A 25481-nucleotide genomic window follows, 5' to 3' on the forward strand; every position below is an offset into this window, starting at 1 on the left:
TTTCTTATGAATCCCTCTGCTCGTTTATCTGCTGCTGCTGCAAATCCGGCCGATGCCCACCGTCGGGCGTTGCTTTTGCTGGCCGCGTTGCTGCTGGTTTCGGTCGTGATGGCTTTCGTCACTACTAATACTTACGACTCGGGCGACAGCATCAAGCACTACTTGTTTGCGCGCTATGCCTTTCAGTACCCCATGAACTACATGGACTCGTGGGCCAAGCCGTTGTTTACGCTGCTGGCGTCGCCGGCCGCGCAGGGCGGCTTCATCGGCATGAAGCTGTTTCAGTGCGCGATTGTGGCCCTATCGGCGTGGTGCGCCTACGTGGTGGCCCGCACCCTGCGGCTGCCCGCGCCGGAGCTGGCCATCGTGTTTGCCTACGCGTCGCCCGATTATTTCATCATCCAGTTTTCCGGGCTCACGGAGCCCTTGTTCGGCCTTATCCTGGTGGCCTCGGTGGCGCTGCTGATGACGGGCCGGCCTGGGTGGTCGGCGGCGCTGATTACCTGGCTGCCCTTTGTGCGGTCGGAAGGGTTTATCCTGATTGGGCTGTGGGTGGTGTACTTCTTGTGGCGGCGGCAGTGGCGCTATCTGCCGCTGCTGGTGCTGGGCTACGCGGTGTATAGTGCGGTGGGCGCCGCGGTGCTGGGCGAGCCCGGCTGGGTGTTTGGCCACAACCCCTACGCCACCAAATCGGTGTACGGCCACGGCGAGTGGGACCATTTTGTGTTCAGCCTGCCGGGCCTACTAGGCTGGGTGGTGCTGTTTCTGGCGGTGGTGGGCGGCGTGCGCATGGCGCTCGATTTGCTGGACCCGGAGCGGCGGCAGCGCCGCTTGTTCAGCGCCGAGCTGTTGCTCGTTTACGGCAACATCTGCGTGTTCATTGCGGCCCACACCATTTTTTGGGGCGCGGGCCTGTTCAATTCTTTTGGCATGACGCGCGTACTCGACGTGACGGTACCGCTGTTCGCTGTGGTCGCACTCAATGGCCTGACCTGGCTCGTGCAACTGGGCAAAACGCCGGCCGCTCAGCGGCGCATCCGCCTTGGGTGGGTGGCCGCTGCGGTGGTGTTTCTGTTTCTGGGCACCCGCCAGGGGTTCCGCTGGCGGCGCGACTTCACGCGCCCGCCCGACCAGGAAGTGGCCGAAAACGCCGCCGCCTGGATTCGCAAAGCCTACGGGGAAGGCACCCGGCCGCTGGCCTACGAGTTTCCCTACGTGGCCGTGGCCACCAACAACGACTTCTTCGACGCCAAACAGCACCCCGATTTTCGCGCGCACGGCGACCAGCTGGCCGAGGTGCCCGTGGGCACGCTCATCGTGTGGGACGACTGGTTTTCGCGCACCGAAGGCTACGTGCAGTTGCCCATGCTGCGCCGCGACGCCCGGTTCCGGGAAATGTGGCACGACGCCCAACCCCGCAACCGCTACCACCCAGAGCGCGACACCACGCAGGTCATTGTGTTTGAGCGGGTGCGCTAGCCCGGGGGCTTACTGGTGCTGCCGCAGGGTTTCTACCAGCACCCGAAAGTCTTTCGGGTAAGGCGCTTCCACGGCAATTTCTTCGCCGTTGAGGCCCGTGAACTGCAGCCGGAGGGCGTGCAGCGCGAAACGCTTGATAAAGGGCTGCTCTTCATCGCCTTCCTTCATGTTGAATTTCTTCTTCAACGAAGACAGGTAAAAGTCTTCGCCGCCGTAGTCTTTGTCGCCCACGATGGGCGCCTGCAAATACATCAGGTGCAGGCGAATCTGGTGCATGCGGCCGGTCACGGGCTCGCATAGCATGAGGGCGTGGCGGGTGAAGGTTTCGAGGGTGGTGAAGTGCGTCTCGGCGGGCTTGCCCTTGTAGGCCAGGCGGGCCTTGCCGCGCGAAGTGGTTTCGATGTTGCGCTCCACTACCTCGTCCTGTAGCTGCGGCGTGCCCCACACCACGGCGTGGTACTGCTTGTTCACCTCGCGGTTCTCGAACTGCATGGCGAGGTGGCGGTAGGCGGCCGGGTTTTTGGCGAAGGCCAGCGCGCCGCTGGTTTCGCGGTCGAGCCGGTGGGCGGCCTGAATGTCGTCGTGGTGCTGACGGGCCAGGCGCAGCATGTTGGGCGCGCCGCCCACCCGCTCGTCCAGCGTGGCCAGAAACGGGGGTTTGTTGACGACAACGTAGTCGTCGTTTTCAAAAATGACGAGGTCGGAGAAATGGGGAAGCTTCATACGCAGCCCCAAAGGTACGGCGTGCAACCGGCGGGCGGGGAAGCCCCGTGCCGAACGCAGCCTCGGCAGGGGGGTGGATGGCTAGCTGCCCGCGGCGCCTTTCGGCTTGCTCAGCTTGAATTCCAGCGTGGTGCCTTCGCCCACGGTGCTCTTCACTTTGATGGTGGACTTGTGCGCCTCCACAATGTGTTTGCTGATGGCCAAGCCCAGCCCAGAGCCGCCGGACTCGCGCGAACGGCTTTTGTCGATGCGGTAAAAACGCTCGAAAATGCGGTTTTGGTGTTCGGGGGCAATGCCGGTGCCGTCGTCGCGCACGGCAATGCGCACGCCCCGGCTGCCTTCGATGAGGGCCACCACCACGCGGCCGTTGTCGCGGCCGTATTTGATGGCGTTATCCACCAAGTTCACCAGCACTTGCCGGATGCGGTTGCGGTCGGCCACCACGGGCAGCTCGGCGGGCAGGTTGGGCGGAAACAGCTCCAGGGTGGTGCCCCGCCGGGCGGCCTGCTGCTCCAGCAGCTCGAATATTTCGCGCACCAGCGCCACCAGGTCGAAGCGCTGGCGGCGCATGCGCACCACGCCTTTTTCGAGCTGCGCAATGGTGACGAGGTCCTGCACCAGCGCGTCGAGCGTATCGAGGCTGGCGGCGGCTTTAGCCAAGAACTTGCGCCGGGTGGGGGCGTCGATGTCGCCGTCTTCGTCGTCGAGAATGGTGTGCACAAAGCCCTGGGCGGCGAACAGCGGCGTCTTGAGCTCGTGCGACACGTCGGCCAGAAACTCGCGGCGCAGGGCCTGCAGGCGCACCAGCTCGTCCAGCTCCTGCTGGCGCCGCTCGGCCATGAGCAGGATTTCGTCGCGCACGCGCTTCACCGGCTCGGGCCGAAAGAGAAACTTGCTGCTGAGCTTCTTGAATTCCTTGCGTTTGATGTGTTCCAGGCCCGCGTAGATGCCGTTGATTTCGCGAAAAATCAGGGCTTCAAACGATAGGTACACCAGCAGAAAACACGCCGCCACCGTGACGCCCGCTGCCAGAAACGCCTCCCGGAACGGCAGCGTGGGGCCGATGCGGGCGTAGGTGGTGAGCACGCCCGCCACCAGCAGCGCAATCAGAATGGCAATGGTGCGAGAAGAGAGGTTCATTGGGACAGTAAAATAATTGAAAAAGCACGCCGTGCAGCGCGCAGCGAAGCATCTTGCGTGCAATAGTAAATAATTACTGCCTGCGGGAAAGATGCTTTGCTGCGCGCTGCACGGCGTGCTTTCGTCAGCACATGCTGCCGGACTTAGTCCACGTTGAACTTGTAGCCCACGCCCTTGATGGTCTGGATGTGATGGTCGCCCACTTTCTCGCGCACTTTGCGCACGTGCACGTCCACGGTGCGCGCCAGCACAAAGACGTCGTTGCCCCAAATGTTCTGGAGCAGTTCTTCGCGGTTGAAGACTTTGTGGGGCGTGGCCGCCAGGAAAGCCAGCAACTCGAATTCTTTTTTGGGCAGGCTGATTTTTTTCCCGTCCTGGTACACGGCAAAGGCCGTGCGGTCGATGCGCAGGCCGTTGATGTCGATGGCATCCACGGCGCCGTGGGGGTCTTGGTCGCGGCGCTTCACGGCGGCCAGGCGGCCCAGCAGGGCGCGCGGCTTGATGGGCTTGGCGATGAAGTCGTCGGCGCCGGCTTCGAAAGCGGCCACCTCGGAGAATTCCTCGGCGCGGGCCGTCAGAAACAGGATGTAGGTGTCTTTGAACTTGGGTTGCTCGCGCAGCAGGCGGCAGGTGGCAATGCCGTCGAGGTTGGGCATCATCACGTCGAGCAGGATGATGTCGGGCTGAAAATCGGCAGCAATTTCCAGGGCTTTGCGCCCGTCCGCCGCCGAAGCGGTTAGGTAGCCTTCCTTTTTGAGGTTGAACTCCAGCAACTCAACGATGTCCGGGTCGTCGTCGACCACGAGAATCTTGTACACGGCGGATTTGGGAGCAGTCACGGCGTTACGGGCTTAAGTGAAGCAAGGGTTGCGCCTGCAAAAGTACCGCTCTCCACGGCCCGCCCGATGTTACGATTATGTGACGCCGCCCGCCGGAGCGAGTGGGCTGGCCGGTGAGGGGACCACCGGGTTCACGCACAAGGCCACGGTGTACAGCACGTTGGTGAAGATGTAGAGCAAACCGTGAATGGCCCATACCTGTATGCTCAACTCCCGCGAAAGGTTGAGCACGTAGTTGCTGGACAAGAAAATGAAGATGTTGCTAAGAAAATAAAGCAACAGCGCCGCCGACACCCACAGCATGGGCTCGCGCTCCAACCGGCGATTAATGGTTTGCCGCGTTGCCTCGCGCTGAAAGTAAACGCCCACAAAAACGAGTACCAGCACGCTCTCGATGAAGTGCTGCACCGGGCTGAATTGCAAGGTGTCGAGCCGCGGCGAGTAGGTGAACGCCGAACCCAGCAGAAATCCGATAAGCAACAGCGGAATGCAGCGGCTCAGGGCCGACGGCCGCAGCGCCCGCCGGTACATGAGGGCCAGGAAAGTGAATTCGATGGCCGTATCAATCGGGGCCAGGAACAGGTTGGGCCGATGGAAATAGCCCAAGGTGCGCGACGCAATTTCCATCAGCAAGCAGGCCACCAGCAGCGGCACCAGGTAGCGCGGGGCGGGCCCCAGCCGCCGGTAGCGCCACAGCCCCACGAGCGTAGCCACGACGACGGGGACGACCGAGAATTCGAGAATGAATTGCTGAACGGATTTCATTAGGTGAGGCGTAACGCGCACCGCGCTAGCGCAAAAGAGAAATCCGTGGGTGAGAAACGGCGATGCCAGCTTCAGGCCAAATAGCAGCAGGTGGCAAAGCCATTGGTTACGCGCAAAGGTTGAGCTAATTTACAAGGTTCAGCCGCGACTTCAGGCCTTGGTAGCGCACCATGTCCACTTTCACCGTGCCCACAAACATTTCGGCCTGAAACAGCACCGGAATCTTGTTGCGGTCGTCGGAGAAGTACACCGAAATGGCGTTTTCGCCCCGAAACAGCTTGTTGTTCGGCATCTTGGGCACCAGCTTGAAGGCGCGCACGTCGCCGGCCTTGGTTTCCACCACTTCGCGGCCTTTGAACACCACTTCCAGCATAAAGTTGTCGCCGTCGAAGTAGCCGGGCACGCGCACCACGTCGCCCACCTTCATGCGCTCAAAGTTGAGGGTGCGCAGGTAATAGAAACCGCTTACCAGTTCCAAGGTGTTGTTGGCCACCTTCACGGTGCTGCGGGCGTTGTTGTGGGTGTGGTCGGTCACCTCGGCCACGTCGTGCAGGTGGTCGAACTCCACGGTTTCCTTTTTGCGGTAGTTCTTCTCGGCAATCTCGCGCTGCGCGCGGATGGGCAGAATGCTGGTGGTGTCGATGTAGGCGCGCCACTGGTCGCGAATGCGCAGAAAAAAATCGAACGAACCCGTGGTCTTGCCGCTCACCGTGGCCTTGTAGCAGGGCCGGTCGTTGATGCGCTCCAGGCTGCCGCCGGTTTCCACGGTGGCCTCGCCGCCGTTGATGAGGCCATAGTGCACGGTGTACTTAATGACCTCGCCGCGGCCGAAGCTGGACTGCGGAATGCTACGCACGGCGTCGCCGGGGCCCAGCGCCAGCTGCGCCGATGCCAGTAAGAAGAGAATAACGGGGGTAAAAATGAGCCAGCGGCGATTCATAACGGAATAAGTAGAAGTAACGATTGCAGCCATAGACAAACGCAATGCCAGCCAAAGCATTCCCAAAGATACGGACGTAAAAAAAGCCCGTTGCGGATGGCAACGGGCTTTCATTCTTACCGGTTCTGGCGCGCTTAGAGCGTGTCTTCGCCGTCTTCAGGGCCGGCCAGGTCCACGGGGATGACGTCGGTGTCGCCCTTGGCCATGGTCCGGATTTTACCCTCGATTTCGTCGGCCAGCTCGGGGTTATCGAGCAGCAGCGTCTTCACGGCTTCGCGGCCCTGACCAATTTTCTGGTCGCCGTAGCTGAACCACGAGCCCGACTTGGCGATGATGCCCATGTCGACGCCAAGGTCCACGATTTCGCCGACTTTGGAGATGCCCTGGCCGTATATGATGTCGAACTCAACCACTTTGAAGGGCGGGGCCACTTTGTTCTTCACCACCTTCACCTTGGTGCGGTTGCCGGTCACGTTGTCCTTGTCTTCCTTGATTTGGCCGATGCGACGGATGTCGAGGCGCACGGAAGCGTAGAATTTCAGAGCGTTACCACCGGTGGTGGTTTCGGGCGAGCCGAACATCACGCCGATTTTCTCACGCAGCTGGTTGATGAAAATACAGGCGCAACCCGTCTTGTTGATGGTGCCGGTGAGCTTGCGCAGGGCCTGGCTCATAAGGCGGGCGTGCAGGCCCACTTTCGAGTCGCCCATGTCGCCTTCGAGTTCGCCTTTCGGCACGAGGGCCGCCACGGAGTCGATGACGATGATGTCAATCGCACCCGACGAAATCAGCTGGTCGGCGATTTCGAGGGCTTGTTCGCCGTTATCGGGCTGGGCGATGAGCAGGTTGGTGGTGTCGATGCCGAGTTTCTCGGCGTAGGATTTGTCGAAAGCGTGCTCGGCGTCGATGAAGGCCGCCATGCCGCCTTTCTTCTGCGCTTCGGCAATCATGTGCATGGTCAGGGTCGTCTTACCCGACGATTCCGGACCGTAAATTTCAATCACGCGGCCGCGGGGCACGCCGCCAATGCCCAGGGCAATGTCGAGCGAGAGCGAACCGGTGCTGATGCTCGGGATGTCGCCAACTTTGTTGTCGCTGAGCTTCATCACGGTGCCTTTGCCGTAGGCTTTGTCCAGCTTATCGAGCGTGAGCTGGAGGGCTTTCATTTTTTCGGCTGCGACGTTGGTCTCCGCCTTGTCGGCTTTCGAGGCCTTTTCGGTAGCTACTGCCATGGGGATGGGAAAAAGGAATTAGGTTTGGTAAAGTTAAGGGTTTTGGCGACGTCGCAATCAGATAATTCTATTCCTTGGTTAAAACTTCGGAAAGGCCCTTTTGCGACGGCTTTTTGTAACACAGAGCCCACCGGAATCGTGCCGTAGAAAGCGGAAATATATGAGGAATTATCTAAGAATTTTAGTTGGCCTTGTGGCTGTGCTAATTAGAATAGAAACAGCGCAGGCGCAACTGGACAATCGGGCGTTTTACCAGGAGGTACCGGGGCTCACCCGCAACACGGTTTATGCGGTTGACCCCGAGCATGACCGGAAATGGCGGCGCACCGACTCGGGCGATACCATCGAAATAAAACAGCCGGAGGCCGGCAGCTTGCTGCTTTCCTTCAAAGCTTTCACGTTCTTTAAGGACAACGAATACTTTAATAAGATTGTCGACGGGTATACCCTATATGGCACGCAGCTAAATCCCCAACTGGTGTATTATCCCATCAAAGACCTGCGGCTGGAGGGCGGCGTGTTTTTGTGGAAGGACTTTGGCAACCCGGTGCTGCAGCAGGTGCGGCCCACGTTTCGGGCCACCTGGACGGTGGGCAAGCAACAAATCATTTTGGGCAACATTCGGCCCCATCTGGGCCATAACTACATCGAGCCGATGTTCAACTTTGAGCGCGTGATGCTCAACCCACTGGAAGAAGGCATTCAGGTGCGCTACCAGGGCACGCGGCTGTTTGTGGACCAATGGGTGGACTGGCAGCGCCAGCAGTACCGCTACAGCAACTACCAGGAAGAAGTGGCGGGCGGCATCAGCAGCAGCTACCGCATCAGTCCCGACGGCAGCCGCTGGACGGTGGCCATTCCGTTTCAGTTCACCGCCATTCACCATGGCGGCCAGATTGATACGCTGAACAAACCGCTGCAAACGGCCTTCAACGAAGCCCTTGGGCTGGAAGCGCGCTACCGCATGGACGGCGCCACCGTGCCGGCCGTGCGTTTCAACGGTTATGTGCTGGGCTTTCAGGATTATTCATTCACCGCCGGCCAGTTTCCTTACAAGTACGGGCGGGGCCTGTACCTGAACGGCACGCTCGAAACCCGCTTCGCGGACGTGATGCTGAGCTATTGGCAGGGCTCACGGTTTATCGCGCCGCTGGGCGGCGACTTGTACCAAAGTGCCTCGCGGACGGTGTCGAATCCGGACTTTCGGGACCCCCAGCGCAAGATTGTGATGCTGCGGCTGCTGCGCGATTTTCGCATCGGCGACGCGGCGGCGCTCACGGCGCGGGCCGAACCCTTGTTCGACCTCAACGCCAAACTGCTCGACTACTCGTTTGCCATGTACCTGAACGTGCGCACCGAGTGGCTGCTGGGCAACCTGAGCAAGCGCGTGCGGGTGGGGCAGTAGCTACTCGTCGCGCGAGAGCCAGAAGCGGCGGATGTTGCTCGTGGCCTCGGTGGCCCGGAACCATTGCGGGCGTTTGGGCGGGGATTCGGGCCGAAAGCCGGCGGCTTTGGCCACGGCCTGGCCGCGGGCGTTGTCGACGAAGCAGCGAATGAGCAGCTTCTGGCTGCCCACGGGCCCAAAGCCGAAGTCGATGACGGCATGCAGGGCCTCGCGGGCAAAGCCGTGGCCTTCGGCGGCCGCCGCCAGGTAGTAGCCAATTTCGGCCTGCCCGCGGGACTGGGGCATCAGGCAGATGTCGCCCAGATAGTCCCGCGTGGCGCGGTGCCAGATGCCAAACACGTAAAAGCGGCCCGATTCCCAGTCCTGCGCAAAGGCCTGCAGGGCCGTAATGGCATCGGTGGGCACCCGCACGGCCTGAAGGCGGTCGGGGAAGGAGGTGCGAAACCGGGCCCGGTCAGAATCCAGCAGTGCAAAGAAAGCGTGGGCATCGGCCGGCTCATAGGGGCGCAGGCACAGGCGGGCAGTGAGCAGTGGAGAACGGGGCAACATGGCGGCAAATACGGCAGAAGCGCCGCCGTGGTAACCTGAACGATGCTTGTAAAGTAAGGAAAGGTAGCTCTGGCTCCAGCATTGGGCATCCTTCCTTTCCACGTAACCCCCGCCCAAGCTGGAGATTGGGCATGTTATTTTATGGCAAACAGACTGAGTGGCAAAGTGGCCATCGTGACGGGCGCGGGCGCTGGCATTGGCGAAGCCGTGGCTAAAAAATTTACAAGCGAAGGCGCGGCCGTGGTTGTGGCGGGCTTTGCCGAAGACCCGGTGCAAGCCGTGGTAGAAGAAATTCTGGCGGCCGGCGGCCGAGCCGTAGCGTTTCAGGGCGACCTCTCCCACGAGGCCACGGCCCAGGCCTGCGTGCAAGCGGCCGTAGGCCAGTTCGGCCAACTCGACGTGCTGGTAAACAACGCCGGCGTCTTTCCTGCCGCCGAAGAGCTGGATAAATACCCGGTGGAAGCTTTCGAATACATGGTGAAAAACAACATTTACAGCATGTTTCACATGAGTCGGGCCGCCCTGCCCGAGCTCAAAAAAACGCGGGGCAACATCGTGGCGGCCGGCTCGGAGGCGGGCCAGATGGGGGAGCCCATGAACACGCCGTACGGCGGCACCAAGGGTTTCGTGCACGCCTTCATCAAGGGCATTGCGGGCGAGCAGGCCAAAAACGGCGTGCGCGCCAACTGCGTAGGTCCGGGCCCCATCGACACGGCTTGGACCCACAAAGAAACCGGCCCCATGACGTCCAAAATGGAGAAGCAAACCGTGGACGGCGTGCCCATGGGCCGCCGCGGCACCGCCGAGGAAGTGGCCAATGTGTACCTATTCCTGGCTTCCGATGAAGCCAGCTTTGTCACGGGGGCCATCTATTTCGTCGACGGCGGCGTCACCATCTCCAAGAGCAGCTCGGGCGCCGAAGTGCCCAGCGACCTTAAAAAAGAGCCCGCCGGCGAGCTAAACCTGCAACACAGCAAAGACGGCCACACCGAAGTGCGCGACCAAGACGCTGGCCACATGATGGGCCGCAGCGCGCAGTAAACAGAACGCCGGCTAATGCAACAAGGCCCATCTGCACGTGCAGATGGGCCTTGTTGCGTGGGGCGAAGCCTGATTTACTTATTCACGCCCACGTACTGGCTGGGGCTGCCCAACGCCTGTTGGGTGCGCATCACGTTTACCTGCCGGGCGGCTTCGTTGAAGAATTCGAGGCGGCGGATGAGCATTTCTTTGGTCAGCACGCGGCCTTCGGGCGTGCGCATGGTGCCGCGTTTGTCGGCCAGCACGCGCTGCATGGCGGCCAGGGTCTGGCCCTCGTGCTTCATAAACTGCTGCTGAAACTCGGCCAGCCGCGCTACACCGCTGGCGGTGAGCACGAAGTCTTCGCCGGCGCCCTGGTTCAGCACCTCGCACAGCACGTATACCTCAATGGGCAGGCTGGTTTCGAGGGCGGTGGTGCGCAGGTCGAGGCCGGCGGCCAGAGCGTCGAGGATGATGCGCACGTTGCGCTCAAATTGCTGGTAATAGGCTTGGGCTTCCATTCTTAACTAAGGTCTTTGCAGCTACAAAGAACGTCATGCTGAGCGAAGCAGAGGCATCTCTACTGTCGGAGTAAATAATTACTTACCCGGCAGAGCTGCTTCGTCTTCGCTCAGCATGACAGTTATACTACTCATTCTTATAACAACTCCTTCACAATCTGCTCCACGCCCACGCCTTCGGCTTCGGCTTTGAAGTTGCGCACCAGGCGGTGGCGCAGGATGGGCACGGCCACGGCGCGCACGTCCTCAATGTCGGGCGAGTACTTGCCGTTGAGCAGGGCGTTGCATTTGGCGCCCACAATGAGGTGCTGCGACGCCCGCGGGCCAGCGCCCCATTCCAGCAGCTGGTTGGTGCGGGCGTGGGCGCGCTCAGTGTTGGGGCGGGTTTTCTGCACGAGGCCCACGGCGTATTCCACCACGTTGTCGGCCACCGGCACGCGGCGCACCAGCTCCTGGAAGGCCTGAATGTCGGCGGCGTGGAGCACTTTGTTCACCGTCGGCTTGCGGTCGGAAGTGGTATTCTTCACAATGTTCAGCTCCTCGGCGTAGCTGGGGTAGCCCAGCTCGATGTTAAACATAAAGCGGTCGAGCTGCGCCTCGGGCAGGGGGTAAGTGCCTTCCTGCTCGATGGGGTTTTGGGTGGCCAGCACGAAGAACGGGCGCTGCAGGGCGTAGCGCTGCCCGGCCACCGTCACGGCGTATTCCTGCATGCTTTCGAGCAGGGCGGCCTGCGTTTTGGGCGGCGTGCGGTTGATTTCGTCGGCCAGAATGATGTTGGCAAACACGGGGCCTTTCACAAAAGTGAAGTCCCGCTGCTGGTTCATAGTTTCCGAGCCCACAATGTCGGACGGCATCAGGTCGGGCGTGAACTGAATGCGGTTGAACGACAAGTCCAGCGAGTCGGCGATGGTTTGAATCAGCAGGGTTTTGGCCAGGCCGGGCACGCCCACCAGTAAACTGTGGCCTTGCGAAAACACGGCGGTGAGCACCAGCCGCACCACTTCGTCTTGCCCCACAATGACTTTGCCGATTTCCTGGCGCAGCTTCTGGAAGGAGGCGGCCAGGGCGTCGGCGGCTTCTTTGTCGGAGGGGTATTGGGCCATTCGGGGTCGAGTTCTAATCTGCTTAAAAACGTCATCCTGAGCGCAACAAAGGACCTTATCAATACCGAACAGTTGCAGTTAGAACTGCGGCTGACGTGATGAGGTCCTTCGCTCCGCTCAGGATGACAGGGAGAAATACTATCTGTTTTCCGTCGATTCCAGCACTTTGCACTGGGCGTATTCGGGGGCCACTTCCAAGTACACGCTGTTGCGGTTCTTCTCAAACCACTCATCCAACGCCTTGTTGCGCTTTTCGTTGAGGGCGGCGGCGGCAATTTTCTGGTAATCCTGCTCCAGGTTGGCCTGGTGGGGCGGCGTGTTCGACTTCAGCCACAGGATGCGCATGGCGTCTTTGCCGTCGTCGGTGCGGTAGGGCATGGGCGGGGTGATGTGGCCCACCTTCATGGTGTCGATGGTGAAGAACACGGCCGGGTCGAGCTTGTCGAGGGGCAGGCGCGAGCCGCCGTCCTGGCGGTTGGCCAGCAGGCCGCCGTTGGTGCTGCTTTGTTTGTCGGAAGAGTTGTCTTTGGCCGCCTTGGCAAAGCTGATGCTGTCGCTCAGAATCTGGCGGCGCAGGCGGGTGAGCTTCTTGGCGGCTTCGCTGGCATCGGCGGTGCCCGTTTCGGGCTTCAGCAGGATGTGGCGCGTCGAATACGTATTGCCCTTGCGCTCAATGAACTGAATGAGGTGAAAGCCGAACTGCGACTGCACCACCGGCGACAGTTGGCCCGGTTCCAGCTTCATCGACGCGGCTTCGTATTCCGGCACCAGCTCGCCGCGCTTGAAAAAACCCAGGTAGCCGCCTTCCTTCGCCGAGCCCGGGTCTTCGGAATACTGCTTGGCCAGCGTGGCAAAGTCGGCCCCGGCCAGCACCTGCGCCCGGATGTCGTTCAGCTTGGCCAGCGCGGCCTGCTTGGCTTTCTCGTTCACCTGCGCCGGAATCACAATCTGGCCCACTTCCACTTCGGTGTTGAAGTAAGGCAGGCTGTCCTTGGGCACGCGGCTAAAGTACTGGGCCACCTCGCGGGGCGTCACAGCCACTTTGCCCGTGATGGTTTCCTGCATTTTCTGCTGGGTGAGCTGGTCCTTTATGGACGGCCGCAAGTCATCTTTCAGCGCCTTGATGGGCTTGTTGTATTGCTCTTCCAGGCGCTTCTCGGAGCCAATCTGCTGCACGAAGTAGGCCATGCGGCGGTCCACTTCGTCGTTTACGCGCTTGTCTTCCACTATCACCGAGTCCACCTCGGCGCGGGCCAGCATCAGCTTGTTCAGCACAAGGCTTTGCAGGATTTTGCACTTCAGGTCGGGCGCCACGGGCTTGCCGGCGGCGCGGGCCATCTCCTGCATGTAGATGTTCTCCACGTCGGAGCGCAGCACAATCTGGTTGTCCACTTTTACCACAATGCCGTCGAGCAACTCCTGGCCCTTGGGGCGGCTAATGCCCAACTGGGCTTTTGAGGCGGGCACCAGGCCCACGAGCAACAACAGCGTAAGCAGGGCCGACGCCGCGGCGCGATTCACTTTAACAAGCATAAACAAATAAATAAAGCCCTTCGGCCAAATGCCGGGGCCTGAGCCATACGAGCGCATTAACACGCAAACGGTCCCACAAATTTCACGATAAATCCGTGGGCGGACAAAAACAAGGAGCGCCGCCCGCTTCAGATGGTTGCAGAGGCTTAAAATCAATGAGGAAGGAAGAATTATCCTGGGGGCAATTCTTCCTTCCTCATGCTTTACCCCCTCATGGCACTGGAGTTATTTCGTCACGAGCTTGTTGACTTCGGCCTCGTTCACCTTCACCGGGCGGGCGGCGCGCATCTGCGCAATCCACTCCTTTTCCAGGTAGGTTTGGTAGTCGGAAGTGGCCTGGCCGCGGGCTTCGGCCAACGTTTTGGGGCCGGCGGGCAAGGTCTTGTCGATGGTCACGGCGTAGTAGCGGCCGTCCTTCTGCACGTTGTAGGTGCCGGGGCCTTTGCTCATCAGCTCGTCCATCACCTTGTTGTCGCCCTTTTGGAAGATGCGCTGGCTGATTTGGACCGACAGCGGGTTTTGCTCGTTCATTTCCGCCTCAATGGCGGCGGGGTTGGCGGTGGTCAGCGCAATCTGCACCTGGCTATCGGCGGTGGCCTTTTGCACCGCTTTGCCGATGCGGCGGGCGGGCACGCCGCCGCGCGTCCGCAGGTAGCGGGCGGCCGAGTCGGCGCGAGCGGCGGCCAGACTGGCTTTTTCGCCTTTTTTCACGCGGCCAGTCAGCGTCACGCGGGCCAGGGTGTCTTGCAGCATGCGCTTGGCCACTTCCTGCAGGGCCAGTGCGCCAGTCTTGGAGAAAACGGCCGAATTGGGACGGAAGGCGGCCGTTTTGGGGACGTTGCGCGTCACGGGGAAGCGGCCGCCTTTCAATTCCTTCTGCACGCGGCTCAGCAGGGCGGGGGTGGCGGCGCTCACCACGCTGCCCTGCACGCGCTGGTCCCACTGGTACTTGGCCTGGTTTTCGGCGAAATATTTTTTCAGGCCCACGGTGTCTTCAATGGCCTTGCTCCACACCTTCTCGTCCATCAGCTGGAAGAGCAGGATGCCGTCGCGGTACTCTTTCACCAGCATGCGGTAGTCCTCGTACTTGGTTTCGAGGCTGTTTTTCTCGAAGTCGGTCAGCGACTGCTCCACGTACTGGTCGTAGAGCTGCTGCATGGCGAAGCTGGGCTGGGCGCCGGTGCGGGGCCGCTGGTTTTGCTGGGCATAGGTCAAGAAGTCCTTCACCGTGTAGGGCTTGCCCTTGATGGTGAACAGCGCCGAATTGTCGTTGCCGGCGCCTTTGGCCGGCTTGCCGGTGGCAGCAGCGGGCGCCGTATACTTGAAGCGGCCGGCCACCAGTGCCGTATCCGCTTTGCTGAAAGCGTAGGTTTTGGCGGCGGGCACTTCCACAAACTGGTCTTCCTGGCGCACGCGCTTCAGGAAAGCAGCTTTGTTGAGCTCCGAGCGCGAGTCTTTGGCCACTTTGCTTTTCAGGCCGGCTTCGAGGTCGGCGAACTTGGCCAGCGGCTGCTTTTCAATGAGCTTGATGACGTGCCAGCCGTAGGGCGTTTGCACGGGCGCCGAGAGGTCGCCGGGCTTTTGGAGCTTGAAAGCGGCTTCTTCAAACGAGGGAATCATGCGGCCGGTGCCGAAGGGCGGCAGTTCGCCGCCGTTGGCCGCCGAGCCGGCGTCTTCCGAGAACTGCGCCACGAGCTTGTCCCAGTTTTCGCCTTTCTTGAGGCGGCTGTACAGTTCGTCAATCTTCTTCTTGGCCGTGAGCGAGTCGGATTTGGCCGCGTTGGCGTTCATCCGAATCATGAGGTGAGCCACCTTGATTTCGCCCTGCGCGGCGCGCTTGTCGTTCACCTTGATGATGTGGTAGCCGAAGCGCGTGCGCACCGGCTGCGACACCTGCCCCACGGGCGTTTTGTAGGCCGCCGACTCAAACGGGTACACCATCTGCATGGCGGTGAAGTAGCCCAACTTGCCGCCGTTTTCCTTCGCCGAGGGGTCTTCGCTGTTGGCGCGGGCCAGTTGGCCAAAGTCTTCGCCGGCCAGCGCCTGCTTGCGAAGCTGCTCAATTTTCTGGTATGCCGCAAGGGTGTCCTGCGGCGTGGCATCGGGCGCCACGCGCACCAGGATGTGCGAGGCGTTCACCTCCTGGCTCATGCGGTCGTAGGCCTCGCGCACCAGCTGGTCGGTCACGCTCTTCTCCGTGAGGTAGGGCTGGGCCAGCTGCTGGCGGTAGCCGTCCAGCTCGCGCCGGAAGGCCTGCGTGGTGTCGAGGCCGCGCTTTTCGGCTTCCAGCACCTTGAGGCGGAAGTTGGTGTAGAGGTCGAGATAGTCGGTCACGCTTTGGCGGGTGCCGTAGTCGGGGGCCGAGCTGTTGTTCTTGCGGTACACGTAGGCAAACTCGTTGGCCGGCACCGGGTAGTCTCCCAAGGTTTCCACCACGGGGCCCACAGCGGTAGCAGCCGTGGTGGCCGAGGCAGCCGGTTTGGAGGTCTGGCAACCAGCCAGCAGCGTGACGACGGCAGCGCCGGCGTACAGAATGCGTTTGTGCATATAAGAGAAAAAGGAAACAAAAGCGCTGGCCCGGAAAGGAGCAGCCGCGCGGGCATAAAATTACCGGTGCGAAATTAACTAATTTCCGTACGGAATGAAAGGCAGCACACAAGGCGCAGCGGTGGGCCATAAAACGGCCGGCCAAGCGCCGCGAAGCCTCTTTGCCGTGCTAGTAACCGGAGTTACTGCGGCGGCAAAGAGGCTTCGCGGTGTTCGGCCGGCCGGAATGCGACCTCAGGCCAGGTGCTTGCTCAGGTGGCACACCGTGTGGTTGCCGCGGGTGAAAAACTCCACCCGGTCCATGAGGCGGTTGACCAAGGCCATGCCCATGCCGCCCTTGCGACCTTCCTTGATGTAGGCGCGCAAATCGGGGCTTTGGTGCGTGCCGGGCAGGTAAATGGTGTCGCCGTTGTCGGCAATTTCCACGTTAAGCTCGTGCTGGCTGAATGCCAGCTTCAGGTCCAGAAACTGCGTTTCGTCCTCGCCGTTGGCGTGGATGATGAAGTTCGCCACTACCTCGTCGATGGCCAGCACTACCTGGTTGACCGTGATTTCGGGCAGGTTGCGGCTGTTCAGGTAATTCCGCACAAAGTCTCGCACCTGCTGGAGGTGGCTGCGAGAACAGGCAATGCGGAGGGTAGACTTCATGCTGAGATATGAGTTAAAAGGGTTGAGTTAGAAGTTATCAGCTATGCGTTCGGAGGGCGTTGAAGCCCGCTTCCAACGCATAACTGATAATTTTTAACTCATCACTCAACTACGCGGCTTCGGCTTCGGCGGCGCTCGGCACGATGGTCATCAGCGCGTCGAGGCCCAGGATTTCGAACACGTTGAACACTTTTTCCTGCATGTTGAAGAACACCAGCTTCACGTTGGCATCCTGAAAACGCTGCAGGTGCGAAATGAACACCCCCAGGCCGGCTGAGGAGATATAGCTGAGCTTGGCGCAGTCAACCAGCACCTTGCGGTAATTGAGGATGTCCGGCTTGGCCAGTTCGGTGTCAAGCACAATGGCGGAGCTGGCGTCCAGCTCGCCATCAAGCAGGAGGGTGAGGGTTTCGGCGGAGGGTTGAGCAGTTACTTTCATAGTGAGGTCGATACGTCAGGCCAACGGTGGGGGTTGAGCCGACTTGAATTTAATGACCAGCAGGGTCTGGTCGTCGTGAATCGGATGCCCGTGGGTGAAGGCGTTGAGGTCCTTCAGGATAAAGTCCTTGATTTCATTCGCTTCCTGGTAATAGCTTTCTTCGAGGCGCAGCTTGAGGCGGTCCTCGCCGTACTCCGCGGTGCCGTCGCCGCCGCGGGCTTCCACGATGCCGTCGGTGTAAATCACCATCACGTCGCCGGGGCTGTAGTCGTAAAACTGGTTCTTGATGTGCTTCTCGTAGCTCTCGTTGCGGATGATGCCGAGGCCGAGGCCCTGCGACTCGAAGTAAAACACTTCTTCGCGCAACGCGTGGTAATACAACGTGTGGCAATGCCCGGCCCGGGCAAACACGAAGCCGCCCTGCTCATAATCGATGATGTAGAGCGACGAGGTGATGAAGGACGACTTCTCCAAGCAGTGGGTGAGGGCCGCGTTGGCCTGGGCCATGAAGCGGCTGGGCACTGGGAATTTGTCCCGCTCGTTCTTGGCCAGCGGGTTTTCCTGCATCAATGAGTGGAAGATGCCCTTCATCTGGGCCATGTGGAAGGCCGCCGTCACGCCCTTGCCGCTCACGTCGCCGATGATGACGGCCAGCCGCCGGCCCGGCAAATGCAGGAAGTCGTAGAAGTCGCCGCCCACTTCCTTGGCCGCCAGCGAGTGCGAACTAATGTCAAACCAGTTGTCGGTAGGGAGGTTTTTCGGAATGAGGCTGTCCTGCACCTGCGAGGCGATTTTCAGCTCCTCCTGCGTGCGCTGGTTTTCCAGCGACGTGCGCACCAGCTCCAGGTTTTCGATGCTGAGCACGGCCTGGCTGGTGAAGGTTTGCAGGATGCTCAGGTCTTCGCGGTCAAAGGTATTGGGCTCTATCTTAAGTAGATAGAGCATGCCGTAGTTGAAGTGCAGACCGCGCAGGGGCAACTGCAGCAGCGAGCGGTAGTGCTGCGTGGTGCCCTCGAACCCGATGCGGGCGTGCAGGTCGTTGGTGATGAACTCGCCCTCGGGCAGGTCGTGGCCCTGCAGGCGGGCGCGGAGGGCGTCGGCCTGTTCGGGCTCGAGATTGAAGTACTGCGTAGCCGCTGCCGCGGTCACGCCCGAGTGGCCAGGGTCGAGGTCGAGCCAGGCGGCATCGGCCTTCACCGTCTGCACCGCCGACTCCAGCAGAATGTGGTACACCTCGGCCGTGGTCTGGCCGCGCTGAATGATTTGGGTGAGGCGCTGCAGGCGCAGGATTTCGCTGCGCCGCTGCTCGATGACGTCGGCAATGGGCAGGTTGAAGAACGTCACCAACAAGCCCATCAACGCATAAAACGCCGAGAAGAAAGCCGTGAGCAGCAGAAACGCGTGCTGCGGCTGCGGAGCAATGAGCTGCGGGTCGACCTGCGTGACGCGGAAGTACTGCACAAACACGAGCACGCTAAACAGCAGGCCGGACTGCAGCAGCACCGCGCGCCACTTTTCGCGCTGGCTGAGGTAGGCCACCCATTTCTGGTGCCCGCTGAGGTAGATGCCGTACAGGCCCAGCAGCACCACGAGGGGGATGCCGACGTAGTTTGGCGGGTTGACGCCCACCAGCCGGAACAGCAGCGTGGCGCCCAGCAGCACCTCAAAAACCGTCCATTCGCGCTGCAGGCGGGGCGAAGACCGAAACAGCACCAGCGCCCGCCAAGCGTAGTTGGTGCGCGCCAGAAAAACGACGAACAGCCCCAGGTTCAGCGTGTAGATGCTGGTGAAAAACAGGCCGTTGCTGTCGAACACCGGCTGGTCCTTCATCAGGCGCTCCAGCAGGTGCAGGCCCATGCAGGCCAGCGCCAGCAGGCCCGGCCCCGTGAGCAGGCGCCGCAGCAAGCGAATAAACGCCTGCCCGTGCAGCGGCGAGCGTTGGTAACGGTAATACAAAAACACGCCCAGCACGAACACGCCCTGCGCCAGCTGCGTGGTCCATTCCGGCCAGGTGCCCAGCCACGGCCCGGCCCCCGAGTGGCTCAGGGCACTCAGCAGCAGCAATACCCAGCTCAGGAAGCTAAGTGGCAGTAGAAAAGAGGGTAAGCGTTGAGGCACAGACACAAACTAGGAATAACACAAGCCCACCAGCCCGTTGCGCCGTCGTTGGCGCTCAACCGGCATGCAAGATACAATCCCCTCCGCAAAAGCAAGTCCAACATTATGGCCTACGCAGAAGAGCCCCGCCAGCGTAGGCCGGCGGGGCTCCTTGGAGGTCAGGCTCCTAAAAAACTTCGCTTAGCGGCTCGAATAGTTTGGGGCTTCGCGGGTGATTTGCACGTCGTGGGGGTGCGACTCGCGCAAGCCCGCCCCGGTGATGCGCACGAACTGTGCCGCCTGCAGGGCCTCGATGTTGGGGGCGCCCACGTAGCCCATGCCGGCGCGCAGCCCGCCCGCCAGCTGGTAAATCACCTCGCTCACGTTGCCCTTAAACGGCACGCGGCCCACGATGCCTTCGGGTACCAGTTTTTTCACGTCGTCCTCGGCGTCTTGGAAGTACCGGTCTTTGCTGCCATCTTCCATGGCCTCCACCGAGCCCATGCCGCGGTAGGATTTGTACTTGCGGCCTTCGTAGATGATGAGGTCGCCGGGAGCTTCTTCGGTGCCGGCCAGCAGCGAGCCCACCATCACGGCGGCGGCACCCCCGGCCAGGGCCTTCACGATGTCGCCCGAGAACTTGATACCGCCGTCGGCCACCAGCGTCACGCCGGTGCCTTCCAGGCCCTTCGCGGCTTCGAGCACGGCCGAGAGCTGCGGCACGCCAATGCCGGCGATGATGCGGGTGGTGCAGATGGAGCCCGGGCCCACGCCCACCTTCACCACGTCGGCGCCGGCATCGGCCAGGGCCCGGGCACCCGCGGCGGTGGCCACGTTGCCGGCCATCACAGGCAGGCCGGGGTGGGCCGCTTTGATGGCGCGCACGGCGTCCAGCACGCCCTTAGAGTGGCCGTGGGCAGTGTCGAGGCTCACGAGGTCGACGCCGGCTTCGACCAAGGCCGTGACGCGGGGCAGCAGGTCGGCCGTGACGCCCACGGCGGCGCCCACGCGCAGGCGGCCCTGGCCGTCTTTGCTGGCGTGCGGGGCGCGGCGGCGCTTCCGAATGTCCTTATAAGTCATGAGGCCGGCCAGGCGGCCTTCGGTGTCCACGAGGGGCAGCTTGTCCACTTTGCTGTCGGTGAGCAACTGCTCGGCGGCGGCCTGGTCGATGCCGGCGGGGGCGGTCACGAGGCGGTCGAGCGGAATCATGACCGTGGTCACGGGCTGGGTCAGGTCGGTTTCGAAGCGCAGGTCGCGGCTGGTGAGGATGCCCTGCAGGGTGTGGTCCGGGGCCACCACCGGGATGCCGCCGATGTTGTGCTTGCGCATGAGCTGGCGGGCGTCGGCCAGGGTGGCGGTGGGCGGCAGCGTGAACGGGTCCTGAATCAGGGCCGACTCGCTGCGCTTCACGCGGCGCACGTGCTCGGCCTGCGCCTTGATGGACATGTTCTTGTGAATGATGCCCAGGCCGCCCTCCTGCGCCAGCGCAATGGCCATGTCCGACTCCGTAACGGTGTCCATGGCCGCCGAAATCAGCGGGGTGTGCAGCCGGATGGTGGGGGTGAGGCGGGTGCCGGTGTCGCAGTCTCGGGGAAGCACCTCGGAGTATGCCGGCAGCAGCAGCACGTCGTCGTAGGTGAGGGCCTCGAAGGCAATTTTGGGGGTTGCGGAGTCCGCCATGGCAAAAGGGGTTGGGGGTTGGTACCTTTTGCCAGTCAAAGTTACGGCGAGAAGTTGAGTTGGGCGTTGTGCCGCGGCGACTATGCACGGTTTGGGGCGCGGGCCAAACAATTCGGGGCCGCAATCCGTCTTAGCGCCTACCATTTCATAGCATTCCATCATGCCCGATTCCACTCCCAAAACCTGGTTTATCACCGGGGCCTCGTCCGGCTTCGGCGAAGCCCTGGCCGACCATGTGCTCGAACAAGGCGGCCGCGTGGCCGCCACCTTCCGCAAGCCCGAGCAGGCCGCCGACTTCACCGCCAAAACCCCCGACCGCACCCTCGGCGTGGTGGCCGACGTGACCAACGAAGGCCAGGTAAAAACCGCCGTTGCCGCCTCCATCGCGCATTTTGGCCACCTCGACGTGGTGGTGAACAACGCCGGCTACGGCTCCATGGGCAGCATCGAAGAGGTGCCGGCCGAGGAAGTGCAGCGCCAGTTCGACGTGAACGTGTTCGGAGCCCTGCACGTGCTGCGGGCCGTGCTGCCGCACCTGCGCGAACGCAAAAGCGGCCATGTGCTCAACATCACCAGCATCGGCGGGCTGCGTACCTTCCCCGGCGTGGGCATCTATAACGCTTCAAAGTTTGCCCTCGAAGCCATTGGCGAAAGCCTGAGCCTGCAGGTGGGGCCGCTCGGCATCAAAGTCACCAACATCGAGCCCAGCGGCTTCCGCACCAAGTGGGCGGGCGAGTCGGCCACCATCGCCAACACCACCATCGACGACTACCAGGCCACGGTGGGCGAAAACATCCGCGGCATTCAGGGCTACAGCGGCCGCCAGCCCGGCGACCCCGTGCGCGCCGCCAAAGCCATGTACGAAGTGGTGCACATGGAAAATCCGCCCCTGCACCTGCCCCTGGGCAAAGCCGCCGTGAAGGGCGCCCGCGACAAGTTCGCGGCCCTCACCAAAGAGCTGGAGCAATACGCCGACATGGGCGATGCCGCCGATTTTCCGGCGGGAGAGTAGCGCTGGTTGCTGAAAAAAAGGGCCTGCTGAGCGCAGGCGAAGCATCTCTGCTACGGGAGTAAATAATTACTTCCACGGCAGAGATGCTTCGCCTGCGCTCAGCAGGCCCTTTTTTTAATGATTTCTTAAACCCAATCCGGCTGCCTGCCCGGCGTATCTTCGTTTCATGCCACTTACCACCAACGACCACCGCGCCGATTCCTGGGAGGACTTGCAGCGCCTGCTGTTTCAGAACACCTGGGACGGGCGCATCGGGCGGTTTCGCTCGCCGTTTGTGTACCGGGGCAGCCGCTCGCGCCACTACCTCCTCGACACCAGCCTGCAGCGCCTCGGCGGCGAATACCACCGCCTGGAGCACCACCTGCTGCGCAACTTCCGCAAATACGCCCGCGACACGCCCATGCAGGCCGCCGGCGCCAGCACCTGGGACTGGCTGGCCCTGGCCCAGCACCACGGCCTGCCCACCCGCCTGCTCGACTGGACGTACTCGCCCTACGTGGCCCTGCACTTCGCCACCGACGACCTCGACGCCTACCACGAAGACGGCATCGTGTGGGCCCTGAACTACGTGAAAGCCGCCGAGCACCTGCCCGAACGCCTGCGCCAGGCCCTGCGCCAGGAGGGGTCCAACGTCTTCACCTCCGAGCTGCTGCAACCCGTGAGCAGCAGCCTGCACGAGCTGGAGCAGCTGCAGGCCGAACCCTACGTGCTGTTTCTGGAGCCGCCCAGCCTCGATGCCCGCATCGTGCACCAATACGCCTTGTTTTCGCTGATGAGCACCGCCCAAAGCGTGCTGCATGACTGGCTGGCCGACCGCCCCGAACTGTATTTCCGCATCATCATCCCGGCCGAGCTGAAGTGGGAAGTGCGCGACAAGCTCGACCAGGCCAACATCACCGAGCGGGTGCTGCTGCCCGGCCTCGGTGGCCTCAGCCGCTGGCTGCACCGGCACTACTCGCCCCGCACCGATGGCCGTAGCTTCTTGGATGAGAACGAGATGCGGTGATTTAGCTAGCAGTGAACAGTGAGCAGTGAGCAGTGAGCAAGGGATATTTTGTTTCAATTGCTAGCTGTTCACTGAATTTACTGCCCCAGTCGCTTTTTGGTCAGTTTGGTGGGAATGTGCTCCATGGGCTTGTCAGGCCAGGGATGCTTAGGGTAGCGGCCCTTCAAATCCTTGCGCACTTCGAAATACCCTTTTTCCCAAAAGCTACGCAGGTCGCGCGTGACCTGCGCCGGCCGCCCGCCCGGCGACAGCAGGTGCAACAACAACGGCACCCGCCCGCCCGCCACCGTGGGCGTTTCGGTGAGGCCGAACAGCTCCTGCAGCTTCACGGCCAGCACGGGCGCGGCGGGGTCGCTGTAATCGAGGGTGATGTGCGAGCCGCTGGGCACCTCCAGCTCGGCCGGGGCGAGGCGGTCGAGGGCCTGGCGCTGGGCCCAGCCGCCGGGCAAGCGGGCCAGCAGCGGCTCCGTCAGGTCGAGGCGCTGCACGTCGGCGAGGGTTTTGAGGCCGGCCAGATGCGGGCCCAGCCACTCGGCCAGCTCCTGGGTCAGCGTCTCCTCGTCGAAGGCGGGCCACGCTTCGGCCGCGCCATCTGCGGCGGCGGGGAAGTGCTGCCGCAGAAACTCCAAGCGCTGCTGCAGCTGCCGGGCGTGGGCGGTCCAGTTCAGCTTGCTCACGCCGGCCTCCTGCAGGTAGTGCAGCAAGGCCGCGGCCACCAGCTCGGCGTTGGGCTGGCCGATGACTTTTTCGTCGAGTAGTAGGGCGCCAAGGCGCCGCACCCGGCGGCCGGTCACGCGCTGGGCGGCCGGGTCATAGCGCACTTCGTCGGTGGTCGTAATCTGGTCGGCAAAGGCCAGCTCCAGTTCGTCTTGCCCCAGCGGTGCCGCCAGCGTAGCCCGCGGGGCCGAGGCCGTGCCCGCCAAATGCGCCACCGCAAAAAACGTGGCCTGCGGGTCGACGTCGGTGGTATTCAGGCTCACGCGTTGGCCGGTCACGAGGCGCAGGCGGTCATGGGTTTCGCGCTGGGCCAGCCGGTCGGGGTAGGCCAGCGCCGTGAGCAGGCCTACAGGAGCATCAGTGAGTGCGCGAGGAGCAGCGGCCGCGGCTTTACCCAGGCGGCCGGTGAGGTTGCGGGCCACGTCGCGCGCCCGTTGCAGCGTAGCGTGGTGCAAGGCCAGGCCCGGCAGGGGAGGGCGGCCGCTGGCCAGGGCTTCCAGGCGTAGGCGCAGGTCGGGCGGTGCCGGGCGCGTGTCGGTGGGCGATGCCCAGCGCAGCAAGTCACGCTCGGCCAGCAGGGCCGCCAACGCGGCCGCCGCGGCTCCGTGTCCGAGCTCCTGCCCGCGCACCACCAAGTGGCCCAGGCGCGGCGGCAGGCCCAGCGCGGCCAGTTGCCGGCCGTGCGGAGTGGGCTTTGTCGACGTTGCATCGGTTGCCAACGCCCCTAGCCGCAACAGCAGGTCGCTGGCCTGAGCAAAGGCGGCCGCCGGCGGCATATCCAGCCAGCGCAGGCCGGCGGGGTCGGCAGTGCCCCAGAGGGCCAGCTCCAGCGCCAGGCCGCTGAGGTCGGCGGTGTGGATTTCGGGCGGGCGGTGAGCGGGCAGGTTGTGGTGTTCGGCTTCGGTCCAGAGGCGGTAGCAGGTGCCGGGCGCGAGGCGGCCGGCGCGGCCCCGGCGCTGGTCGGCGGCGGCGCGGGCCACGGGCACGGTTTCGAGGGTGGTGAAGCCGGTGCGCGGCACAAAGCGTGGCACCCGCGCAAAGCCGCCGTCAATCACCACGCGGACGCCCTCGATGGTGAGGCTGGTTTCGGCAATGCTGGTGGCCAGAATGACCTTGCGCCGTCCGGGTTTCGATGGCCGCAGGGCAGCGTCCTGGGTTTCAAGCGGCAATTCGCCGTGCAGCAGGTGCAGGTCGGCGTACTCGGGCAACGCATCCTCCAGCTTGCGGGCGCTGCGCTGCAGGTCGCCCACGCCGGGCAGGAAAACCAGGATGTCGCCCTCGGCGTGGGTGTTCAGCGCGGCGCGCACCTGCGCGGGCACCAGCTCGGCCAGGCGGTCGGCAGGCTTATTGGGCAGGGCGGCGGCCCGGCGCGGGTCGAGGTAGTGCGTTTCAATCGGAAACAGAAAGCCCGCCGACGACACCACCGGCGCGGGCAGCCACTGGCCCAGCCGCTGCGCTTCCAGCGTGGCGCTCATGATGAGAATGCGCAGGTCGTCGCGCAGCACGGCCTGGGCGTCCAGCGCCAGGGCCAGGCCCAGGTCGGCGTTGAGGCTGCGCTCGTGAAACTCGTCAAACACCACGGCGGCCACGCCTTCCAGGGCTGGGTCGTCCTGCAGCATGCGCGTCAGAATGCCTTCGGTGATGACTTCCACGCGGGTTTCGGCGCTCACTTTGCTGTCGAGCCGCACGCGGTAGCCGATGGTGCGGCCCACGGGTTCGCCCAGCAGCTGAGCCAGGCGGGCCGCCGCGCCGCGCACGGCCAGCTGGCGCGGCTCCAGCACCAGAATCTTGTCTTGGGGCGCGCGCCAGGTGGCGGCCAGCAGCTCCAGGGGTACCACGGTGGTTTTGCCGGCGCCGGGCGGGGCTTCCAGCACCACGCGGCGGTTGGCCGCCAGCGCGGCCCGCAAGGCAGGCAGCGCCGCGAGAATGGGCAAGTCGGGCAGCGGCGGCAGGACAAAGGCGTTGGGCATCGGCCCAAAATTACGGCCTGAACCAGCGGGAGCAGCGGATAAGAAGCGGGTGGGGCATCTGCCGGAACGGGAAATGATTGAAACGTCGTTGCGTTTAGCTTGCGGCCGTTTCTCAG

At 62.6% G+C, this 25481-nt stretch carries 21 protein-coding genes; 5 read left to right on the plus strand and 16 right to left on the minus strand.

What is annotated here, in order from left to right:
- Positions 1–6 precede the first annotated feature (6 nt).
- Positions 7–1479, plus strand: coding sequence for a putative hexosyltransferase (locus tag JAO73_RS08020; RefSeq protein ID WP_198976561.1), 1473 nt, complete (start codon positions 7–9; stop codon positions 1477–1479).
- A 9-nt stretch (positions 1480–1488) separates the two neighbouring features.
- Here the strand turns inward: JAO73_RS08020 and JAO73_RS08025 are convergent, their stop codons facing one another.
- The 6 genes from JAO73_RS08025 to recA form a co-directional block, all read right to left on the minus strand.
- Positions 1489–2202, minus strand: coding sequence for an RluA family pseudouridine synthase (locus JAO73_RS08025; RefSeq protein ID WP_198976562.1), 714 nt, complete (start codon positions 2200–2202; stop codon positions 1489–1491).
- Between the two features lie 81 nt (positions 2203–2283).
- A complete protein-coding gene (locus JAO73_RS08030; protein WP_198976563.1) occupies positions 2284–3342 on the minus strand; it encodes a sensor histidine kinase in 1059 nt (352 codons plus the stop codon).
- Positions 3343–3485: 143 nt separating this feature from the next.
- On the minus strand, positions 3486–4181 hold the full coding sequence (locus JAO73_RS08035; RefSeq protein ID WP_317191210.1) for a response regulator transcription factor: 696 nt from the start codon (positions 4179–4181) through the stop codon (positions 3486–3488).
- A gap of 75 nt (positions 4182–4256) precedes the next feature.
- Positions 4257–4946, minus strand: a complete 690-nt coding sequence (locus tag JAO73_RS08040) for a hypothetical protein (RefSeq protein ID WP_198976564.1) — start codon at positions 4944–4946, stop codon at positions 4257–4259.
- 124 nt (positions 4947–5070) lie between these two features.
- Positions 5071–5886 (minus strand): DUF3108 domain-containing protein, encoded by an 816-nt coding sequence (locus tag JAO73_RS08045; protein ID WP_233168888.1) that lies wholly within the window; start codon positions 5884–5886, stop codon positions 5071–5073.
- 134 nt (positions 5887–6020) lie between these two features.
- Positions 6021–7118 (minus strand): recombinase RecA, encoded by a 1098-nt coding sequence (gene recA, locus JAO73_RS08050; RefSeq protein WP_198976566.1) that lies wholly within the window; start codon positions 7116–7118, stop codon positions 6021–6023.
- A gap of 199 nt (positions 7119–7317) precedes the next feature.
- Here recA and JAO73_RS08055 point away from each other — a divergent pair, with 199 nt between their 5' ends.
- Positions 7318–8523 carry a lipid A deacylase gene (locus tag JAO73_RS08055; protein ID WP_198976567.1) on the plus strand — a complete coding sequence of 402 codons (1206 nt, stop codon included), beginning with the start codon at positions 7318–7320 and terminating at the stop codon, positions 8521–8523.
- On the opposite strand, the gene JAO73_RS08060 is transcribed toward JAO73_RS08055, so the two are convergent.
- Positions 8524–9072: a GNAT family N-acetyltransferase gene (locus JAO73_RS08060; RefSeq protein ID WP_198976568.1), complete on the minus strand. Its 549-nt coding sequence runs from the start codon at positions 9070–9072 to the stop codon at positions 8524–8526.
- Between the two features lie 141 nt (positions 9073–9213).
- Between JAO73_RS08060 and JAO73_RS08065 the strand changes: the two genes are divergently transcribed.
- Positions 9214–10113, plus strand: a complete 900-nt coding sequence (locus JAO73_RS08065; RefSeq protein ID WP_198976569.1) for an SDR family NAD(P)-dependent oxidoreductase — start codon at positions 9214–9216, stop codon at positions 10111–10113.
- Positions 10114–10187: 74 nt separating this feature from the next.
- Here JAO73_RS08065 and JAO73_RS08070 read toward each other — a convergent pair whose 3' ends face one another.
- The 8 genes from JAO73_RS08070 to guaB all read right to left on the minus strand — a co-directional run bounded on the left by JAO73_RS08070 (position 10188) and on the right by guaB (position 20660).
- The gene (locus JAO73_RS08070; protein WP_190925010.1) at positions 10188–10613 is read right to left on the minus strand and encodes a hypothetical protein; all 426 of its coding nucleotides are present in this window, start codon (positions 10611–10613) and stop codon (positions 10188–10190) included.
- Between the two features lie 137 nt (positions 10614–10750).
- Positions 10751–11716, minus strand: a complete 966-nt coding sequence (locus tag JAO73_RS08075; RefSeq protein ID WP_198976570.1) for an AAA family ATPase — start codon at positions 11714–11716, stop codon at positions 10751–10753.
- Between the two features lie 138 nt (positions 11717–11854).
- Entirely contained in the window at positions 11855–13249 is a 1395-nt protein-coding gene (locus tag JAO73_RS08080) for a peptidylprolyl isomerase (RefSeq protein WP_198976571.1), read from the minus strand.
- Between the two features lie 225 nt (positions 13250–13474).
- Positions 13475–15796 carry a peptidylprolyl isomerase gene (locus JAO73_RS08085; protein ID WP_198976572.1) on the minus strand — a complete coding sequence of 774 codons (2322 nt, stop codon included), beginning with the start codon at positions 15794–15796 and terminating at the stop codon, positions 13475–13477.
- Positions 15797–16030: 234 nt separating this feature from the next.
- On the minus strand, positions 16031–16444 hold the full coding sequence (locus JAO73_RS08090) for an ATP-binding protein (protein WP_198976573.1): 414 nt from the start codon (positions 16442–16444) through the stop codon (positions 16031–16033).
- A gap of 109 nt (positions 16445–16553) precedes the next feature.
- Positions 16554–16883, minus strand: a complete 330-nt coding sequence (locus JAO73_RS08095) for an STAS domain-containing protein (RefSeq protein WP_198976574.1) — start codon at positions 16881–16883, stop codon at positions 16554–16556.
- A 15-nt stretch (positions 16884–16898) separates the two neighbouring features.
- On the minus strand, positions 16899–19001 hold the full coding sequence (locus JAO73_RS23350) for a PP2C family protein-serine/threonine phosphatase (protein ID WP_198976575.1): 2103 nt from the start codon (positions 18999–19001) through the stop codon (positions 16899–16901).
- Positions 19002–19181: 180 nt separating this feature from the next.
- Positions 19182–20660 (minus strand): IMP dehydrogenase, encoded by a 1479-nt coding sequence (gene guaB / locus JAO73_RS08105; protein WP_198976576.1) that lies wholly within the window; start codon positions 20658–20660, stop codon positions 19182–19184.
- Positions 20661–20820: 160 nt separating this feature from the next.
- On the opposite strand from guaB, the gene JAO73_RS08110 reads away from it, so the two are divergent.
- Entirely contained in the window at positions 20821–21672 is an 852-nt protein-coding gene (locus JAO73_RS08110) for an oxidoreductase (RefSeq protein ID WP_198976577.1), read from the plus strand.
- 166 nt (positions 21673–21838) lie between these two features.
- On the plus strand, positions 21839–22678 hold the full coding sequence (locus tag JAO73_RS08115) for an FRG domain-containing protein (protein ID WP_198976578.1): 840 nt from the start codon (positions 21839–21841) through the stop codon (positions 22676–22678).
- Between the two features lie 77 nt (positions 22679–22755).
- Here JAO73_RS08115 and hrpB read toward each other — a convergent pair whose 3' ends face one another.
- Positions 22756–25365 (minus strand): ATP-dependent helicase HrpB, encoded by a 2610-nt coding sequence (hrpB, locus tag JAO73_RS08120; RefSeq protein WP_198976579.1) that lies wholly within the window; start codon positions 25363–25365, stop codon positions 22756–22758.
- Positions 25366–25481 lie beyond the last annotated feature (116 nt).

The sequence above is a fragment of the Hymenobacter miniatus genome (assembly GCF_016427455.1).
Classification (GTDB): domain Bacteria; phylum Bacteroidota; class Bacteroidia; order Cytophagales; family Hymenobacteraceae; genus Hymenobacter; species Hymenobacter armeniacus.

Bases quoted from the DNA above. Each gene is read 5' to 3' on its own strand.
- JAO73_RS08020 (WP_198976561.1), top strand. From the start codon at position 7: ATGAATCCCTCTGCTCGTTTATCTGCTGCTGCTGCAAATCCGGCCGAT.
- JAO73_RS08025 (WP_198976562.1), bottom strand. From the start codon at position 2,202: ATGAAGCTTCCCCATTTCTCCGACCTCGTCATTTTTGAAAACGACGAC.
- JAO73_RS08030 (WP_198976563.1), bottom strand. From the start codon at position 3,342: ATGAACCTCTCTTCTCGCACCATTGCCATTCTGATTGCGCTGCTGGTG.
- JAO73_RS08040 (WP_198976564.1), bottom strand. From the start codon at position 4,946: ATGAAATCCGTTCAGCAATTCATTCTCGAATTCTCGGTCGTCCCCGTC.
- JAO73_RS08045 (WP_233168888.1), bottom strand. From the start codon at position 5,886: ATGAATCGCCGCTGGCTCATTTTTACCCCCGTTATTCTCTTCTTACTG.
- recA (WP_198976566.1), bottom strand. From the start codon at position 7,118: ATGGCAGTAGCTACCGAAAAGGCCTCGAAAGCCGACAAGGCGGAGACC.
- JAO73_RS08060 (WP_198976568.1), bottom strand. From the start codon at position 9,072: ATGTTGCCCCGTTCTCCACTGCTCACTGCCCGCCTGTGCCTGCGCCCC.
- JAO73_RS08065 (WP_198976569.1), top strand. From the start codon at position 9,214: ATGGCAAACAGACTGAGTGGCAAAGTGGCCATCGTGACGGGCGCGGGC.
- JAO73_RS08070 (WP_190925010.1), bottom strand. From the start codon at position 10,613: ATGGAAGCCCAAGCCTATTACCAGCAATTTGAGCGCAACGTGCGCATC.
- JAO73_RS08075 (WP_198976570.1), bottom strand. From the start codon at position 11,716: ATGGCCCAATACCCCTCCGACAAAGAAGCCGCCGACGCCCTGGCCGCC.
- JAO73_RS08080 (WP_198976571.1), bottom strand. From the start codon at position 13,249: ATGCTTGTTAAAGTGAATCGCGCCGCGGCGTCGGCCCTGCTTACGCTG.
- JAO73_RS08085 (WP_198976572.1), bottom strand. From the start codon at position 15,796: ATGCACAAACGCATTCTGTACGCCGGCGCTGCCGTCGTCACGCTGCTG.
- JAO73_RS08090 (WP_198976573.1), bottom strand. From the start codon at position 16,444: ATGAAGTCTACCCTCCGCATTGCCTGTTCTCGCAGCCACCTCCAGCAG.
- JAO73_RS08095 (WP_198976574.1), bottom strand. From the start codon at position 16,883: ATGAAAGTAACTGCTCAACCCTCCGCCGAAACCCTCACCCTCCTGCTT.
- guaB (WP_198976576.1), bottom strand. From the start codon at position 20,660: ATGGCGGACTCCGCAACCCCCAAAATTGCCTTCGAGGCCCTCACCTAC.
- JAO73_RS08110 (WP_198976577.1), top strand. From the start codon at position 20,821: ATGCCCGATTCCACTCCCAAAACCTGGTTTATCACCGGGGCCTCGTCC.
- JAO73_RS08115 (WP_198976578.1), top strand. From the start codon at position 21,839: ATGCCACTTACCACCAACGACCACCGCGCCGATTCCTGGGAGGACTTG.
- hrpB (WP_198976579.1), bottom strand. From the start codon at position 25,365: ATGCCCAACGCCTTTGTCCTGCCGCCGCTGCCCGACTTGCCCATTCTC.